16 protein-coding genes are annotated in these 17,295 nt (G+C 45.7%); 8 read left to right on the plus strand and 8 right to left on the minus strand.

Annotated features, from left to right (window positions below; genetic code table 11):
- Nucleotides 1–57: 57 nt before the first annotated feature.
- Together J8Z23_RS18475 and J8Z23_RS18480 are read right to left on the minus strand one after the other, a co-directional pair.
- Nucleotides 58–2,679, minus strand: coding sequence for an ATP-binding protein (locus tag J8Z23_RS18475; RefSeq protein ID WP_434635714.1), 2,622 nt, complete (start codon nucleotides 2,677–2,679; stop codon nucleotides 58–60).
- A gap of 11 nt (nucleotides 2,680–2,690) precedes the next feature.
- Nucleotides 2,691–3,527 (minus strand): phosphate/phosphite/phosphonate ABC transporter substrate-binding protein, encoded by an 837-nt coding sequence (locus J8Z23_RS18480; RefSeq protein ID WP_258639778.1) that lies wholly within the window; start codon nucleotides 3,525–3,527, stop codon nucleotides 2,691–2,693.
- A 132-nt stretch (nucleotides 3,528–3,659) separates the two neighbouring features.
- On the opposite strand from J8Z23_RS18480, the gene J8Z23_RS18485 reads away from it, so the two are divergent.
- Both J8Z23_RS18485 and J8Z23_RS18490 read left to right on the plus strand, forming a co-directional pair.
- Nucleotides 3,660–3,980: a DUF1840 domain-containing protein gene (locus tag J8Z23_RS18485; protein WP_258687036.1), complete on the plus strand. Its 321-nt coding sequence runs from the start codon at nucleotides 3,660–3,662 to the stop codon at nucleotides 3,978–3,980.
- A gap of 248 nt (nucleotides 3,981–4,228) precedes the next feature.
- Entirely contained in the window at nucleotides 4,229–4,777 is a 549-nt protein-coding gene (locus tag J8Z23_RS18490; RefSeq protein WP_182018638.1) for a sugar O-acetyltransferase, read from the plus strand.
- A gap of 9 nt (nucleotides 4,778–4,786) precedes the next feature.
- Here J8Z23_RS18490 and J8Z23_RS18495 read toward each other — a convergent pair whose 3' ends face one another.
- A complete protein-coding gene (locus J8Z23_RS18495) occupies nucleotides 4,787–6,220 on the minus strand; it encodes a PLP-dependent aminotransferase family protein (RefSeq protein WP_434635717.1) in 1,434 nt (477 codons plus the stop codon).
- A 136-nt stretch (nucleotides 6,221–6,356) separates the two neighbouring features.
- On the opposite strand from J8Z23_RS18495, the gene J8Z23_RS18500 reads away from it, so the two are divergent.
- From J8Z23_RS18500 to J8Z23_RS18510, 3 genes are read left to right on the plus strand one after another with little or no spacing between them, the layout of a single operon-like run.
- A complete protein-coding gene (locus J8Z23_RS18500; RefSeq protein ID WP_045545446.1) occupies nucleotides 6,357–7,721 on the plus strand; it encodes a cytochrome ubiquinol oxidase subunit I in 1,365 nt (454 codons plus the stop codon).
- A gap of 28 nt (nucleotides 7,722–7,749) precedes the next feature.
- A complete protein-coding gene (cydB, locus tag J8Z23_RS18505) occupies nucleotides 7,750–8,757 on the plus strand; it encodes a cytochrome d ubiquinol oxidase subunit II (RefSeq protein WP_301659576.1) in 1,008 nt (335 codons plus the stop codon).
- 20 nt (nucleotides 8,758–8,777) lie between these two features.
- Nucleotides 8,778–8,906 carry a DUF2474 domain-containing protein gene (locus J8Z23_RS18510; RefSeq protein WP_150916826.1) on the plus strand — a complete coding sequence of 43 codons (129 nt, stop codon included), beginning with the start codon at nucleotides 8,778–8,780 and terminating at the stop codon, nucleotides 8,904–8,906.
- Between the two features lie 70 nt (nucleotides 8,907–8,976).
- Here the strand turns inward: J8Z23_RS18510 and J8Z23_RS18515 are convergent, their stop codons facing one another.
- From J8Z23_RS18515 to J8Z23_RS18530, 4 genes are all read right to left on the minus strand, one after another.
- On the minus strand, nucleotides 8,977–9,732 hold the full coding sequence (locus tag J8Z23_RS18515; protein WP_434635719.1) for a PhzF family phenazine biosynthesis protein: 756 nt from the start codon (nucleotides 9,730–9,732) through the stop codon (nucleotides 8,977–8,979).
- 141 nt (nucleotides 9,733–9,873) lie between these two features.
- Nucleotides 9,874–9,954: a hypothetical protein gene (locus tag J8Z23_RS18520; protein ID WP_309474313.1), complete on the minus strand. Its 81-nt coding sequence runs from the start codon at nucleotides 9,952–9,954 to the stop codon at nucleotides 9,874–9,876.
- 190 nt (nucleotides 9,955–10,144) lie between these two features.
- Entirely contained in the window at nucleotides 10,145–10,801 is a 657-nt protein-coding gene (hxpB, locus tag J8Z23_RS18525; RefSeq protein WP_301659578.1) for a hexitol phosphatase HxpB, read from the minus strand.
- A 129-nt stretch (nucleotides 10,802–10,930) separates the two neighbouring features.
- On the minus strand, nucleotides 10,931–11,812 hold the full coding sequence (locus J8Z23_RS18530) for a LysR family transcriptional regulator (protein ID WP_152814136.1): 882 nt from the start codon (nucleotides 11,810–11,812) through the stop codon (nucleotides 10,931–10,933).
- Nucleotides 11,813–11,909: 97 nt separating this feature from the next.
- Here J8Z23_RS18530 and budA point away from each other — a divergent pair, with 97 nt between their 5' ends.
- The 3 genes from budA to J8Z23_RS18545 are packed head-to-tail and all read left to right on the plus strand — an operon-like array spanning nucleotide 11,910 to nucleotide 15,183.
- Nucleotides 11,910–12,695 carry an acetolactate decarboxylase gene (gene budA, locus J8Z23_RS18535; protein ID WP_005392587.1) on the plus strand — a complete coding sequence of 262 codons (786 nt, stop codon included), beginning with the start codon at nucleotides 11,910–11,912 and terminating at the stop codon, nucleotides 12,693–12,695.
- Between the two features lie 29 nt (nucleotides 12,696–12,724).
- Nucleotides 12,725–14,428: an acetolactate synthase AlsS gene (gene alsS, locus J8Z23_RS18540; protein ID WP_237310900.1), complete on the plus strand. Its 1,704-nt coding sequence runs from the start codon at nucleotides 12,725–12,727 to the stop codon at nucleotides 14,426–14,428.
- Nucleotides 14,425–15,183, plus strand: a complete 759-nt coding sequence (locus J8Z23_RS18545) for an SDR family NAD(P)-dependent oxidoreductase (RefSeq protein ID WP_005373277.1) — start codon at nucleotides 14,425–14,427, stop codon at nucleotides 15,181–15,183. Before alsS ends, J8Z23_RS18545 begins: the two co-directional genes overlap by 4 nt.
- A 90-nt stretch (nucleotides 15,184–15,273) precedes the next feature.
- On the opposite strand, the gene J8Z23_RS18550 is transcribed toward J8Z23_RS18545, so the two are convergent.
- Nucleotides 15,274–17,187: a BCCT family transporter gene (locus J8Z23_RS18550; protein WP_434635723.1), complete on the minus strand. Its 1,914-nt coding sequence runs from the start codon at nucleotides 17,185–17,187 to the stop codon at nucleotides 15,274–15,276.
- Nucleotides 17,188–17,295 lie beyond the last annotated feature (108 nt).

Below are 17,295 nucleotides of genomic sequence, written 5' to 3' on the forward strand. Positions count from 1 at the left end.
CGAGCATGTTTAATAACATGCTCGTTTTCTTTGAGTCGATTTAATCTAACCGAAACACTAAACAGAAGCGTGCTTTTCCTCTGCAAGGGTATGGCATCCCCACTTCGCGATCATATTAAGCAAATCACTTTTCTGAACTGGTTTTGTCAGGTAATCATCCATACCTAATGCGATACTTTTTTGTTGCTGCTCTTGCATCGCATGTGCGGAAAACGCGACGATTGGACACCAAGGAAACGCACCACTTTCCTGTAACTCACGAATGTCTTTTGTCACGCCAAAACCATCTTTGTTTGGCATAGAAATATCGGTAATCACCAAGTCCGGAGAAAGCTGTTTATAAAGTTCAACGGCTTCAACACCATCTTCCGCCAACGTCAGTTTAACACCTGTGTCTTGCAACATTTTTTCAATCAATATTCGATTGATATGGCTGTCTTCTGCGACTAATAGGTGCAGGCTAGAAAAGTCAGGATTCTCATCTGAGGCAAGTTCTCGACGCTTTTGTGTCTTAGTAGAAAACAGAGCTTGCAGTTTATGCTGCGTGACCGGTTGCGGCAATAAACGATCCCGCTCGCACGACCATGCCTGCCCTTCCTCCATCACGCAAGGTGCAAGAAACATTACCCGTTTGGCGGCGGATTCTGTCGCATCAAGCTCATAGAGCGCATCTCTATCTTGAGCATTGTTTACACTCGCGAGGATACGATCAAAACCATCCAATTTTTTACCCAAAGACTGCGCAGTTGACCAATCGTTGGCATGAGTAACTTCAATGCCAATCTCTTGAGACAAATGTATCAAGTGTTGCACGCGCGGTTGATAATCATCAATCAACAATAGTCGATTTGCACTCAGCTCTATCGGTTCGGAAAGAAGCTGACTTTGCTTAGGCAACTGCAAACTAAAGCTAAAACACGACCCTTTGCCAAAATCCGAATGCACACAAAGCTCGCCGTTATACATGCTGATCAAACGTTTTGAGATTGCCAACCCCAAGCCTGTACCTTCATGGCGTCTTGTCGCGGAGGTATCGACCTGCTCAAACTTATCCATAATATGAGCCAATCGATCTTCGGGGATACCAATGCCCGTATCACTCACGGAAAAATCAAAACCTTGCTCACTTTCTCTGACTTTGAGTAGCACATGACCTTCATCCGTGAATTTCACCGCATTACCGATCAAGTTAAGCAAGATTTGATTAATCCGACCTTTATCGCCGACCACGACCGTATTCATAGACAATGGCATATCAACCAACAACTTAAGGTTCTTTTTATCCGCCTGATAGGCACACAAAGCGGTGCAACTCTCGACGAGTGAACGCAAGTCAAACTCCTCTTCAACTAACGTCAACTTGCCCGCCTCTACTTTGCTGTAGTCGAGGATGTCGTTAATGATCGTCACAAGGTTGTTGGCAGATTTGTGCAGCAAGAGTAATAACTCCCTTGGCTCTCGACGGTTTTCGTTCTCAAGCAATATCTCGCTGATCCCCATGATCGCGTTCATTGGGGTGCGAATCTCATGGCTCATGTTCGCCAAAAATTCCGATTTGGCTTGCATCGCCTTTTTCGATTTATCTAAAGCAGACGACAGACGCCTCTCCATCCTGCGCCTGTCGGTGATGTCACGCTCTACCGCAATAAAACGTAACAGCCCGCCATCTTCATCAAACACAGGAGAGAGCTCCAACTCGACCCAATACGGGTGCTTCGACTTGGTATAGTTGAGTATTTCAACCCTAATAGGAGAGTGCTTACGGACACTTTTTGAGAGCAATGCCACCGTATTTGGGTCTGTGTCTGGCCCTTGGAGTAACTCGCCCGGAGATTTGCCAATAACTTCTTCCAACGTATATTCGGTTAGCTGCTCAAACGCAGGGTTTACCCATGCAATAGTGCCGTCAGGGTGAGTAATGATGATGGTATCACGCGCATGTTCAGCAACCTCAGCAAGCTGCGATATTTTGGCCGATAACTGTTGCTGGGTTTGATGCTCTTGCTGAAGTTTAGTTTGCGCTTGCGCTAAAGAGCGTGACATTTGGTTAAACGCTTCGCCAACACGTGTAACTTCGTCATTGCCTGAAATCGAAATTTGCGAACCCGGACCTTGCTGTGAAACCTTGATTACCCCAGTACGAAGAAGATCGAGCCGCTTCATCAAATAGCTACCGAGAGCATACGAAAACATGGCCACCAGCGACATTTCAATAAAGGCGATAACCAAACTTGCATGAGTCGCAAATGAAAGTACTTGATGTACATGTTCAACATTCACACCCATTTCAACCTTACCGAAAGTCTGCTCTCCAAGAGTAATCTCTTGCGCAACATCGTAAACTCCATCGGTCACATCAAACGGTCTCACACCAGTATCAACACCGCTGTAATCCCCTTGTAGCGTCAACTCGACGCCATCTTGGTTAACAATACGAATATAAGCCAGCTCGCGCTCACTGACGACAGAGCGAGCAAAACTGTCTAGATAGGCTAAGTCCGTCGCAATCACCGCATCTCTCGACGCCTGAGCAAATACACTCACCAAGTGTTGGCTCCCAACCTCGAGGCTAGTCTCGTTGGAACTTTCCAACCAATTAAGCCCACTAATGATGAGTACACCGAGCGCAAGGGCCTCAATAAGAGCAATGCCAAGTATCGTTTTCGAACGCAGCGTCATAGGACAACCATTTATCTTGAGATTCCCAATTGAACAACATCTTGCCAATCTTGGTCTTGTGCAAGCTGTAACCCGTCAATGTTGAGTAAAGTAAAACTCTCCTGTGCTTTTGGATCATCATTAAGTTGCGAAATTGCCTTTCGTAAGGCAAGAGTAATCTCTTCATCGACATTATTTGAAACCGCAATAGCATGAGGCGTATAACCAGCAGTTGTATAAATGATGCTAAGTTGGTCTTTTATTTCACTCGGTAAGCTCTCAAAGGTACGCTTCACGCCACCACCAGCAATGTACAAACCTTTAAGTACCCCCAAATAGACTGAGTCGTGCGAACCAACATATTTAGGCGTAAACTTGATGCCTTTCTGCGCCAACTCTGATTGTGTGATGATAGAAGCAGCAAATGCTCGTGGGGCAGGAAAAGCGATGGTCTTGTCTTGCAGCTCATCAAGGGAAACCGACTTCCCTAGCCTTGCTACAATAATGCCTGTGATGCGCTTATTTTTCGCTCTTGCTAAAGCCGTATAACCTGGGTTTTGATTCACCAACGTAAAGTGATATGGGTTCATGTATGCAATGTCGTAGGCTCCAGCCATCAAGCGAGCTTCGAATGTGGGAATATCACGTGCCGTGGCAAACTTAATCTCAACGCCAGCAAGATCTCCCCAGCGTTGCAGTAATGGCTGCCATTGTTGCACTAGTTTGGTCGCCGACTGTTGCGGTACGACACCAAAAACAATGGAAGGTTGAGCAACGACAGAAGGTGACCATGTGCATAACACCATAAGCAACGTAAATATTCGCTTGTGAAGCCGCCAAATCAACGTCTTTAGTTGGGAGTTCAACAAAATCATCTCCTTATGTTTGTCTTTCGTTAAAGATAGATAGCTATCTGAAAGATTGCGAATTATCGGATTAAATTGCCTCGTGTCTCAGATACCATTTATACTCAAATGAACACCTAAAACAGGAGCAGGTAAATGCTTATTACATTTCGTTGCCATAGCCACTCGAACGTCACTATGTTTGGCGATATTGCGATAAAGATGATCAAAATGATGGGCCATAGTGGCTCAGTACCAGGGTCAATTTCCGCTCAAGACACCCCTGATGCTCTATCTAGATTGACCTCCGCTCTCGCAGCACAAGAAGCGATAGAGAAGAACAACAGTCAAGCAACGGAAGAAGATGAAGAGCAAGAGGAACAAACGGTCAGTTTAGGACGCAGAGCATTTCCACTTATTGAGCTTTTAAAATCTGCAATTAAAGAAGAGTGCGAAGTGATGTGGGACAGCCAATAAATGCTCCAAATCAAGCTGTGGAGAGGAAAGCAACATCCAATCTATACTTTCCTCCCCTGCTAAAAGGAACTTACCCAATTCACTTCACTTCTCTATTTGAATGACTCTTAACGAGTGCTTACTCAAAACTAACCTATTGAATATAAATCAGTGATAAACATCTGGTTTCATAATAAAAATCTCCTATTGACTGAAACACTCACTTATCATTGTGGCCCCAACTGCAAACCATTAATGGAATGATTGTTATGCCAGAACTGACTCGGATGCGCTCTGGAGAAACCTACAATTGTCTGGATGAAGAACTAAAGCTAATGCGCGCCAAAACTGCGCAGCTTGTCTTCCAATTTAACCACGAGCCAAACCCAGGTATCCGTAGACAACTACTGGCGGAGATGGGCGTCCAATTAGAAAACAGCGCCTGTATAGAGCCACCGCTTCAACTTACCTACGGTTGCCACTTGTCCATCGGGGAAAACACCTACATCAACTGGGATGCCATTATTCTGGACAATGGGCAGGTTGAGATTGGCGCGAACGTCATGATTGGGCCTAGAGTGCAAATTTACACAGCCGCTCATTCACTGGATACACAAAGACGCTTAGCCGGAGATGAGATCGCCAAACCGGTAAAAATCAGCAATAACGTTTGGATTGGTGGGGGCGCAATCATACTGCCAGGCGTGACCATTGGCGATGAGGCCGTCGTCGGCGCTGGCTCTGTCGTAACCAAAGATGTTGCGCCAGGCGATCGAGTTGCTGGAAATCCGGCGCGCTCCATTAAACCAAAAAACTGAAGAAAGTCGCTATTCCGCCAAATGACAGCGAATAATGTTGGCGAGCAAATTGAGAGCATGGACGTATTTGTCATTGAGCTCAAAAGAAGCGTTAAGACGAATACAGTGATCGTATTGTTCTGTCAGGCTGAACATCTTTCCGGGTGCGATACTGATATTGTCTTTTAGCGCTTCTCGATATATCTGCAAGGCGTCGATATGCTTGGGAAGCTCTAACCAAATAAAGTACCCGCCGCTTTGGCTTAACACTTTGACTTCTTCAGGTAGCAGCTCACTAAGCCGATCCGTCATCTTACTTTTACGTTCAAACAGCTTTTTCCGTAACTGCTTCAAATGCGATTCATAATTGCGGCTTGTTAAATAGTGCACCAATGTCATTTGCACTGGTGCACTCGTCGCTAATGTACTCATTAACTGTAACTTTTGTACCTCTAGCGCCCGCTTTCCCGCCGCAACCCAACCAATACGTAGCCCTGCGATTAATGATTTTGAAAACGAGGAGCACAACATGGTATTGCCCGTGTCATCAAACATTCTTAGTGGGTAAACCGAGTCATTCTCGGCATGCAGTTCGCTGTACACATCATCTTCAATCACTGGCACGTTATATCGCTGTGTCAGCTCAATCAGCTTTTGTTTTTTCTCGTTGGAGAGCGTAAAACCCAGAGGATTTTGGAAGTTCGACATCAGCCAACATGCTTTCACATCGTGTGTTTGCAGCGCTCGTTCCAATGAGTCTAGGTCAATGCCCGTGACTGGGTCTGTTCTTACTGAGAGCGCTTTCAAACCTAACCGCTCTAAGGATTGCAAAGCGCCATAGAATGCAGGCGACTCCACAACTACCCAATCTCCCGGTCTTGTACAAGCTTGCAAACTGAGCGTTAACGCCTCCAGCGCGCCTGCCGTAATGACAATTTCATCGGGTGAAATTTCAATGCCTTTCGCAGCATAACGCTTCGCGATGATGGTGCGTAATTGTTCGTTTCCCGGCGGTAAGTTATCAAAGGTGGTGGAAATCGGCATATTGCGAGCGGCTGCGCTCATCGCCCGATTCACGTGATAGCGTGGGTATAAACTTGGATCTGGATAGGCAAAGCCAAAATTGATCATGGATGGATTTTTACTCGCCTGCAGCACATCAAAGATAAACTCATTGATGTCTACCTGCTCTGTCCACGAAACCGCGGCTGGCGCTTGGGGTTCATTTGAACTCTTAATATTGGGCGCGACTCGATAACCAGATCGCGGCTGTGACGTTACCCAGCCTTGAGATTCCAGAATTTGATAGGCATGCAACACCGTCATCAAGCTTAAGCCCGAGTGTTCAGATTGGCGACGCAGAGAAGGCAGCTTATCACCCGGATGCCATATCCCCGATTTTATCTGCCTTTTAAGCTGTTCCACTAACTCTTGATACTTCGCCACACGCGAATCCCCTTCCATAAAGCCGAATTCAAAATAATAACACTTCAATATTTAATCTGTTATAGGTTTATAGTCACTGTCTGTACCTACTTCCCCTAATCCGCTCCTTTTAAAATAGCTCTCTCATAAAACTTAAAAGATCAAAGGAAGTTTAATGTTTGGCCTCGACGCATTTATGCTTGCACGGATACAGTTCGCCTTTACGGTATCCTTTCATATTATTTTCCCCGCTATCACTATAGGTTTGGCCACCTACCTCGCCGTACTAGAAGGTTTATGGCTAAAAACACGTAATCCCGATTACCAAAAGCTCTATCACTTCTGGTCGAAAATTTTTGCGGTTAACTTTGGGATGGGCGTTGTATCTGGCCTTGTCATGGCCTATCAATTCGGCACCAACTGGAGTGGTTTCTCCGACTTCGCTGGTTCTATCACTGGCCCATTACTGACTTATGAAGTGTTAACGGCTTTCTTTCTCGAAGCTGGATTTCTTGGCGTGATGCTATTTGGTTGGCGTCGCGTCGGCGAAAAGCTGCACTTTTTTGCAACCTCGATGGTGGCGTTAGGCACGATCATTTCGACGTTCTGGATTCTCGCCTCCAACAGTTGGATGCAAACGCCACAAGGCTATGAAATTGTCGACGGACGTGTGGTGCCAACCGACTGGTTTGCTATCGTTTTCAATCCTTCATTTCCTTATCGTTTGGCGCACATGAGCGTCGCGGCTTTCGTTAGTTCCGCACTCTTTGTAGGCGCGTCAGCCGCTTGGCATTTATTGAGAGACAATCAATCGACTGCGGTAAAAACGATGTTTTCGATGTCGCTCGGGATCTTAGTGTTCCTTGCGCCACTCCAAGCCGTGATTGGCGATGTACACGGGTTAAACACTCTCAAACACCAGCCCGCCAAAATCGCTGCCATCGAAGGACATTGGGATAACAGCGATGGCAAACCAACCCCATTGATATTGTTCGGCATGCCAAACATGGAACAAGAACGCACAGACTATGCCTTAGAAATTCCTGTTCTAGGAAGTTTGATCCTACGCCACAGTTTAACTGAGCCAATCCCGGCGCTGAAAGACTTCCCGAAAGAGGAACGACCGAACTCACCTATCGTCTTTTGGTCATTTCGAATCATGGTCGGACTAGGACTTCTGATGATTTTTCAAAGCTTCTACAGCATGTGGTTACGAAAAAAGAACACGCTTTATACCTCGCGTTGGTTCCTCAAGTTTTCATTGTTTATGGGGCCATCTGGTCTTATCGCAATACTCGCTGGCTGGTTTACGACAGAGGTTGGTCGGCAACCTTGGGTCGTGTATGGCGTACAAAAAACGCGTGATGCGGTTTCTGCACACGGAGACCTACAAATGAGCATCAGCCTGCTGTGTTTCCTTGTTGTATACAGCTTGGTATTTGGTTTTGGTTATTACTACATGATCCACCAAATCAAGAAAGGCCCCGATGCAATCGAACACGATGAGCACGACATGACGACCGTTTCAGGCCGCATCTAGAATTTGTCACAAAGTGAAGGTAGAAAATATGCATTTTGATTTATCCGTGATTTGGTTCGCGATCATCGTTTTTGCCACTTTGATGTACATCATCATGGACGGCTTCGATTTGGGGATTGGAATACTGATGCCCTTCATCAAGGATGAAAAACAAAAAGACGTCATGGTCAACAGTGTCGCGCCAGTTTGGGACGGCAACGAAACTTGGATTGTGCTTGGAGGCGCATCTCTATTTGGCGCTTTTCCGATGGCTTACGCGGTAATTATTGAAGCGCTAACCATCCCTTTGACGTTGATGTTGATTGCTTTGATCTTTCGTGGCGTCGCGTTTGAGTTTCGCTTTAAAGCATTGGAAAACCACTTAAAGTTCTGGGATCGCTCTTTTATGGTCGGCTCGATTTTAACCACGTTTTTCCAAGGCATCGTTGTTGGCGCGGTAATTCAAGGCTTTGCGGTGGAAAACCGCGTTTTCGTAGGTAGCCAACTAGACTGGTTCACCCCTTTTCCTATCTTTTGTGGTTTGGGTTTAGTCGCAACGTACGCGCTACTTGGTAGCACATGGCTCATCATGAAGACGGAAGGTGAACTGCAAAACACGATGTATCGCTTCACTAACAAAACACTACTGGCGATGATCTCCGCATTAGTCATTGTGAGCGCTTGGACCCCACTTGCTTACCCTGCCATTGCGGAAAGATGGTTTTCTCTGCCGAATTTGTTCTACTTACTGCCCGTACCTGTCATTACTGGGTTGGTATGTTTTAAGATTGCTGACTCCGTTAAAAAGCGTAAAGAGCGCAGCCCTTTCGTGATGGCATTGGTGATCGTGATTCTCGGGTTCGCTGGGCTTGGCATCAGTATCTGGCCAAATATCATTCCTCCTAGCATATCAATATGGGAAGCAGCGGCTCCTGCAAGCAGTCAGCGCTTTATGCTCGTTGGAGCGGTGATCATCATCCCGATAATTCTGGCTTACACCTTTTGGAGTTACTACGTCTTCTCCGGAAAAGTAAAAGAAGGCGAAGCGTACCATTAACGAATTAATGAGGAGTGAGTATGAAAATCAAAAATTGGTGTCGCCAATGGGCGTGGATGGTTGGAATTTGGATCGCTAGCGTCGCTGCATTAGGGTTAGTGTCTATGTTATTTCGCGTCATGATGACCGCTGCAGGATTAAAATCTTAGCTCGGCACTTTTAAGTCAATAAAAAATGGGGACCTCTAGCTCTTGCGTTAGGAGCTAGAGGCGTTTACATTCAAGTCCGACTTTTTACGTGTGCAGACAATACGATAGTAGATTCTGAACCACGAGCCACTTCAAAATAACCACCAGCATGAGATAGCTGACGAGCCGTCAATTTTTCTTTGCCCAGCTTTTCAAACCAATAAGGCGCTAATGAGCACTGAGCTGAGCCTGTGGCAAGATCTTCTGAAATACCGATTTTAGGTGCAAAGTAACGCAGCACATAGCCACTATCAGAGCTTTGAGCCGTCACGATGACTGCATGAAACTCATCAATTTTAATCAGCTCATCAAAGTTAGGCTTATAGTGAGCAACATCATCTTCGGATTCGAGAACAACAACCAAATCACGCGTTGTAAAAGCATCTACGGGGCGATTTGAGAAGCCTGAAATATCCAAGGAGATGGCATGAGGCTTTGCTTGCCAACTTGGCATCACTATCCGATACATTCCATCCAGTTCAGTAACGGTAATATGACCATATTGGCTTTTTAGAATGACCTCATTCTGATGATAGTTGGAAATGATTGCAGCGCCTGCGCCCAAACTTCCGTGTCCGCATAGGTTGATCTCTCCTTCTAGGCTAAACCAGCGAATGTGGTAGTCACTGCCAGACTGAACCACAAATGATGTGACAGGTTGAGCGACCTGATGAGTGATTTGAAGTAACTCAGAATCACTCAGCCAGTGATTTAGTTCGACAACGCCACAAGGGTTACCTTGAGCCAATTCATCACAAAATACATCATATACTTGCGCTTTAATCATCCATCATCCTTGCGGTTTAACGCTGCACTAAGTTGTGAACAACGCTATCATTAACCCGAAACCAAAAACGAAACCTAAAAATGACAAGCCTCGGGAGTCCCTCTTAAATGCTTTGTTAGTCTTTTTATGCATCTATCTTGGCTAGTTCAACCGTAAACCCATGTTTTGTAACCGTCTACTGTGATGACGCAGGTTTACTTTTGAAAAAAATGGCAAGTGCACTTCACCTTTCTTCTTGTTTCTTAGAGTTGATTACATCGGCCTCTTCGTAGCCTTCTTTGATCAAATATGCAACGACATTAAGCTTCATTTCATCCCTCACCACTCCTACACATAAGCAACTAATATCTCATTAAAGTTCTCCATATGGTATGACATCTGTCATAAATATTACCAATCGTAATGAATAGCTTTATCCTATTAAATCCACTAAATGGCTTTCATTAAACTCTGATAGCTTTTGCAGCTTTAGACTGGCTTCATCAAACTCTTGGTAGAACTTCTCAGGTTGAGGTATCACGACTGTTTTTATGTTTGCTCGTGTTGCCGCAAGCATACCCGAATAAGAGTCTTCAAAGGCAATACAGTTACTTGAATCTACACCTAGTTTATTGATTGTTGAAAGGTAGACATCTGGCTCTGGCTTGCCCTGTTCTACATCGTCTGACGATGATATCGCGTCAAAGTAACTGGCAATACCGAGTTTGTTCAAAATGATGGGAATGAGTTGATAAGGTGAATTAGTAGACAATCCTATCTTAAACCCTTTTTCCTTAAGCAATTTGAGTGTTTCTGTAACACCCTCTAATTCGCATCCTTTTTCAATTATTAATGCCTCCACTTTATCCACAACAGCATTCTCTACTTCCTCTAGGCTCTTTTCTTGCCAAGGATTACGTTCATACCAAAACCTTGTTACTTCACCTGTCGTCATCGTCGCAGTCTGCTTTGATAATACTTCGGTCACTTGGACGCCAACTGATGAAAACACCTGCTTTTCAGCTTCCTTCCACAAAGGTTCTGAATCAATCAGCAACCCGTCCATATCAAAGACCGCAGCGTATATCATTGGTACACCCTCAGTAAGTTCTATTCGTTGAGTAAGATTTGTCTATTCAACCAAAGCATAGCTTTGCATATAACGAGGGAGAGTATCACATTTGCCTGGGGCTATCAGAGCCAGTTCGATAACTCATCTTTAAGCCTCAACATGACTGATGTTCGTGACTACTTTTAACGCCAGCTTATTGAGATTAGACGCCTCCCAAGCAACGACAACACGACTGGTTAGGGGGATATCATCAATCTCGGCGACTGTCGCGGAATCATCGAGATGTTCAGCCAGTGAGCGCGGAACGAGAGCAATACCTAGCCCTGCCTGCGCCATGGCGATCGTCGTACGAAGTTGCGGTGCTGCGAACTGTGGTTCGAGCCTTACTCCTGCGTCGGCAAAAAGTGTGCTCATGCCATCAAACAATGCAGGTCCAGTCTCTCGTGGAAACAGTAAAATTTTATGGCCTCTCAACTGTTTCATCTGGATACAGGGATATTTTGCCAGTTCGTGCCCCGCCGGAATCACCGCGACAAAAGGGTCGTTAAACAACACCTTGTGCTCAAAAGGCTCACTGGCGTAACAGGGTAGCCGCATGATTGCGAGATCAAGTTGTTTGCTTTTTAACTGAGCGGCAAGCTCTGGCATTGACAGTTCCGCCGCCTGTAAATGAACCCCATTCTCTTGAATACGCCCCACCCTCTCTAATACCTTAATGCAGGTTGATGTTGACGTTGCGAACCCGATTTTAACCTGCGTATTTTCACCACGGGCAATCTGTCGGGCTTTTGCTTTAGCGCGTTCCACATCAGCAAGAATATTTACCGCATCCGTATAGAAGACTTGCCCAGCATGGGTCAGTTCTACCCCTCTAGACAAGCGCTTAAATAGGTCCACACCAAGCTCGTACTCTAACTTTTTGATTTGTTGACTTAAAGGAGGTTGCGCAATCCCTAACTGTTCAGCGGCTCGGGTAAAGTGACGAGTCTCGGCGACCGCGACAAAATACTTCAGGTAGCGAAATTCCATATATTTTCCATATCAAAATAAATCTTTTTTATATTGGATTTAGCACCGTGTAGAAGTCAATCTAAATATACTCTTCATTGCATAACTGGTCTTACTCATGCGTGGATTTTATAACCCTCTATGTGCTTGTTCGCTTGAAGTAGCGAAAGAATTTTCTGAATACCATCACGTTACCGGAGATGGTGAGATTTATCAGACTTCGTTAATGAGTGCTTTGATCGCTGGTGTTTACGAAGGCTCAACAACCATAGAAGAACTGCTGAAACATGGGGATTTTGGTTTAGGTACGTTCAATGAACTGGATGGTGAGTTGATTGCGTTTGATAAGGAAGTTTTTCAACTCAAGTCGGATGGCTCCGCAAACCCGGCAGACCTAGCGCAAAAAACGCCCTTTGCTGTCATGACTTTTTTTAAGCCTGATATCGAGCTGCCACTGACATCGCGCATGTCACGTCATGAAGTCCATAGCCTCATAGACGACATGGTTCCAAGTGACAACCTATTTTGCGCAGTGCGCATTGATGGCGTTTTCGATTCAGTCCGTACTCGCACCGTACCTAAACAAACACGCCCTTATCGGCCAATGCTTGAAGTGGTCAAAGAACAACCAACATTCCGCTTCACGCATAAGCAAGGCGTGGTCGCCGGCTTTCGCAGTCCTAAATATACGACTGGCATCAATGTACCCGGCTATCACGAACACTTTATTACCGATGACCGCCAAGGAGGTGGTCATATCCAGGATTACAGCATTTCGTCAGGGTTCCTCCAGATTGGCAAAGTCTCGCGGCTAGTGATTGATACCCCGGTATCGACAGACTTCCTCAGTGCCAATTTGGCTCCGGAAGATATAAATACCGCCATAGAAAAGGCGGAAAAGTAACAAAGTCAGGCAAATAATAAGGACAACAAATGCAATCCAAACCTTCAAATAAAAATGGAGCTCAGTTGATCGCTCAACAGCTAGAGTCTCTCGGCATTAAGTACATTTTCGGTATTCCCGGTGCAAAAATCGATCGACTGTTCGATGCGATTGAAGACACTAACATCCAAATGATTCCGGTACGTCACGAGGCTAACGGCGCGTTTATGGCGGGCGTTATGGGAAGACTAACCGGCAAAGCAGGCGTCACAATGGTTACGTCAGGTCCAGGCTGTGGAAACCTAGTTACGGGGGTGGCAACAGCAAACTCCGAAGGCGATCCGCTGATTGCTATCGGTGGTGCTGTGAAACGAACTGACCAGCAAAAACAAACACACCAGAGCATGGATACCGTCAGTATTTTTCGCTCTATAACCAAATTCAGTGCTGAAGTGCAGCATGTGGACGCCGCAAGCGAGATCATGGCGAACGCATTTCGTATCGCAGAGTCAGGTCGTCCTGGGGCTTGCTTTTTGAGTCTCCCTCAAGATGTTTTATCCGAGCAAACCCAAACGGACATTATTGTCCCCTCGCCTTACACACAGCCTGGTTGCGCAGACATCGCAGCAATCGAAGAAGCGGTCAGTCGAATCAGTAAAGCAAAGCGTTGTGTGGTTTTACTTGGCCTTCACGCGAGCCGCAGCCAAAACGCTGCTGCTATCGCCCGATTTCTTCAAAATACGCAGCTACCCGTTGTCGGCACTTACCAAGCCGCCGGCACGGTAGACATCAACTACTATCACCACTTTGCTGGTCGTGTTGGTTTATTTAACAACCAACCCGGCGATGTTTTACTGCGTGATGCCGATTTAATTCTCACCATCGGCTTTAGCCCAATAGAGTATGACCCTGAGCTTTGGAACAGCCACCGCAACCCAGTGATTCACCTCGATATTGAACCGGCAGAATACCAACTTAATTATCAGCCTTGTGTTGAAATCGTCGGAAACATTGCTCAGTCATTAGACAAAATGGGCAGCTACATCTCTGAATATGCTCGCCTTTCCCCAACGGCACTTTCAGTACTGGAAGAGGTAGCACTGCAACGGCAAGTGATCAAGACCTATCCCAATGTCTATAACAAGCAAGGGTTTCATCCGCTGGCACTGATTAAAGCCATGCAATCTATCATCACACCAGATACCACGCTATGTCTTGATATGGGGAGCTTCCACATCTGGATCGCTCGTTACTTAAGTTGTTTTCGAGCTCGCCAAATGCTGGTGTCTAACGGCCAACAAACGATGGGCGTTGCACTGCCATGGGCCATTGGTGCCAGCCTACTAAAACCTGGTAGCAAAGTGGTATCGATATCGGGAGACGGCGGTTTTATGCAATCGAGCATGGAGTTAGAAACCGCGGTTAGACTGAACTGCAATATCGTCCATATTGTGTGGGTTGATAACGCCTACAACATGGTAGAAATGCAAGAGATCAACAAATATCAGCGCTGCTCTGGTGTGAAATTTGGACCAATTGATTTCAAGGCGTACGCCGAAGCATTTGGCGCGAAAGGCTTCGCAGTGACTAGTCAACACGAATTGCTACCGACATTGAATAAAGCCATGGACGTTGAAGGACCAGCAGTGGTGGCTATCCCCGTAGATTACAGCGACAACGACAAACTGATGTTGCCGCGCACAGAGAAAAATCAAGATCCCGTTTTTGTAAGTTTCGAAGGAGAAATCGCATGAGAGGATTAAAAAATAAAGTCGCACTCGTCACTGGTTCTGCCAATGGTATTGGTTTGGCCATCGCAAAACGTTTGTATGAAGAAGGCGCAAACGTCGCTCTTGCCGATTGGAATGAAGAGCAGTTGGCAAACGCCGTTGAGGGCTTTGATAAACAGCGTGTGTCTGCGCATTCCATTGATGTTTCTGATCCAGATAAAGTCGCAGCACTGATTTCTGATGTTGTTACCCGTTTCGGTAAACTGGATATTTTAGTAAATAATGCTGGCGTACATGTCCCAGGATCCGTGATTGAAGGTAGTGTGGAAGACTGGAAGAAGATCTCTGGTGTAAACATTGACGGCGTCGTTTATTGCGCGAAGTTTGCGTTACCTGAACTCTTAAAAACGAAAGGTTGTATGGTAAATACCGCGTCCGTTTCCGGTTTGGGTGGTGACTGGGGTGCCGCATTCTATTGCGCGAGTAAAGGCGCAGTGGTGAACCTTACCCGAGCGATGGCATTGGACCATGGTGCGGATGGGGTAAGAATTAACGCCGTATGCCCAAGTTTAGTAAAAACCAACATGACAAACGGCTGGCCGCAGGACATCCGCGATAAATTCAATGAGCGCATTGCGCTCGGCCGAGCCGCCGAACCTGAAGAAATTGCGTCTGTCGTGACTTTCTTGGCAAGTGATGACGCATCTTTCATTAATGGCGTAAACCTACCTGTAGACGGCGGTGCCACCGCATCAGATGGTCAACCTAAAATAGTATAAGCATTAACACTGACTGAGCAGAATCTTTAACTGTAAGATATCCACAAAAAAAAAGAGCCGAGTTTGTACTCGGCTCTTGTGTGTCTGTTCTTAAGCCTGCGACGTTGCTAAACCTGCCGACGCGCCGCCTAATAACACATGATTAAACTCCATTCGAGATTCTTGGGCTTGCTCAGACAGTTCTTGCTTCTTCTGCTGAGCCAACTCAAGCGCTTCGGTTAACTGCTGTAACTCTGCTTGCATCTCTTCTGGTAAATGATGATCTGAAAATCCAGATTCACTGCTGTGCTCTAAGGCAAATGCGCGAATTCTCTTACGCATGGCCATCAGTGCTGCCATTGCTTCGCGCTCTTCTTCTGCCGCCTGTTGAGCTAAATCTTTAAAGCGCTCGAATTTCGCCAAAGCCATTCCCTCTGTTGACCAAGGGTCAATTTCCGGCAGTTCTTCAATGTTAATGGTTGGCTCTTCGTATTCTGCTTGATGTTTAATATCTAGGCTCGCCGCGCGAACAAAGGACACCATCAACATCACCGAGATAACCAGCAACGGTAAGCCCCCTACGATTGCGGCAGTTTGCAGTGTCGATAAACCTCCCATGAACATTAGAACAGTCGGCAAGAAGGATAACGTGAACGCCCAGAATAAACGGTTCCAGCGCATTGGTTCTTCCGTCACATCATTTTGAACCACAGACGCAAGAATGTACGAAATAGAGTCAAACGAAGTCGCCGTAAAAATGATACACAACAGTGTAAAAACACCAATAACGATTGGCCCTAACGGTAGTGTATCTAACGTTGCAAAAATAGCCGCCGGTGCGCCTGATTCGTTAAGGATTGCGATGACATCAAGCTCACCCGTCAATTGCAACGATAAACCATAGTTACCTAAAACAATGAAGAATAAGAAACAACCTAAAGAACCGTAAAATATAGAACCTACGACCATCTGTTTGATCGTTCTTCCACGCGAGATACGAGCAACAAACAATCCCATGCAAGGAGCAAAGACCAACCACCATGCCCAGTAGAAAATAGTCCAGTCTTGCGGGAAGTGTGTATCCGTAAATTCACCATAACCACCAAACGGCTCCGCCCAGGTGGCCATAACAAAGAAGTTAGACAACATACGACCAATAGAATCTAAGCCTGTCTCTAACATGAACACGGTTGGCCCAACGGCGAGTACAAAGAGTAACAAGCCCATCGCACCCCAGAAGTTAATGTTACTAAGGAATTTGATCCCCTTCTCAAGCCCTGCATACGCTGAGTAACCAAAAATCGCAGTACAGAGAAGTAATACAGCCACTTGGCTGAAGGTATTGTTTGGAAGACCGAAGATATGATGTAGACCACCGTTGATAAGAGGCGCTGCTAAGCCAAGCGTAGTCGCCGCGCCACCCAACATACCAAAAATAAACAACACATCAATAAACTTGCCAATACCACCGTTTGCGCGCTTTTCTCCTAATACAGGCATTAACGCACTAGAGATTTTCAAAACAGGTTGTTTGCGTACATAAAAGAAGTAAGCGATAGGCAGAGCAGGAATAAGGTAAATTGACCAAGCGATCGGTCCCCAGTGAAACAGACCATAAGTCGCGGCCCAGCGAATGGCTTCTTCACTGCCTGCTTCCAACTGAAATGGAGGTGATTGATAGTAGTATGCCCACTCGATACACCCCCAATACAGAATACTTGCGCCAATACCTCCACAAAATAGCATTGCAGCCCATGAGGCGTTACCAAATTCTGGTTGCTCGTCGGCTTCACCAAGTTTGATTTGGCCAAGATCGCTGAACACCGTGTAAATCATAAAACACATTGCTGCGATACCCAGTGCGAGGTATAACACACCAAGCTTATCGGTCATGAAAAATTTGGCCGAAGCTATCCAATCCGCACCTTGTGTGGGAAATAAAATTAAAGGTATAACTACGCTGAGTAAAAGAAAGAGTGAGCCTAAGAAGGTAGGCTTATCGATGAGAGAAAATGATTTGTCCATATTATATATCCTTATGTTTTCAAAGGACATGATCTACATTTCTCACAACTTCGCCAATTCACAACACTTATCGTTACCACAAGAATAATTGTCTTTAAAATATGCATT

Origin of the sequence: Vibrio sp. SCSIO 43086, assembly GCF_051132235.1 — a bacterium.
In the GTDB taxonomy this organism is placed as follows: Bacteria; Pseudomonadota; Gammaproteobacteria; order Enterobacterales; family Vibrionaceae; genus Vibrio; species Vibrio diabolicus.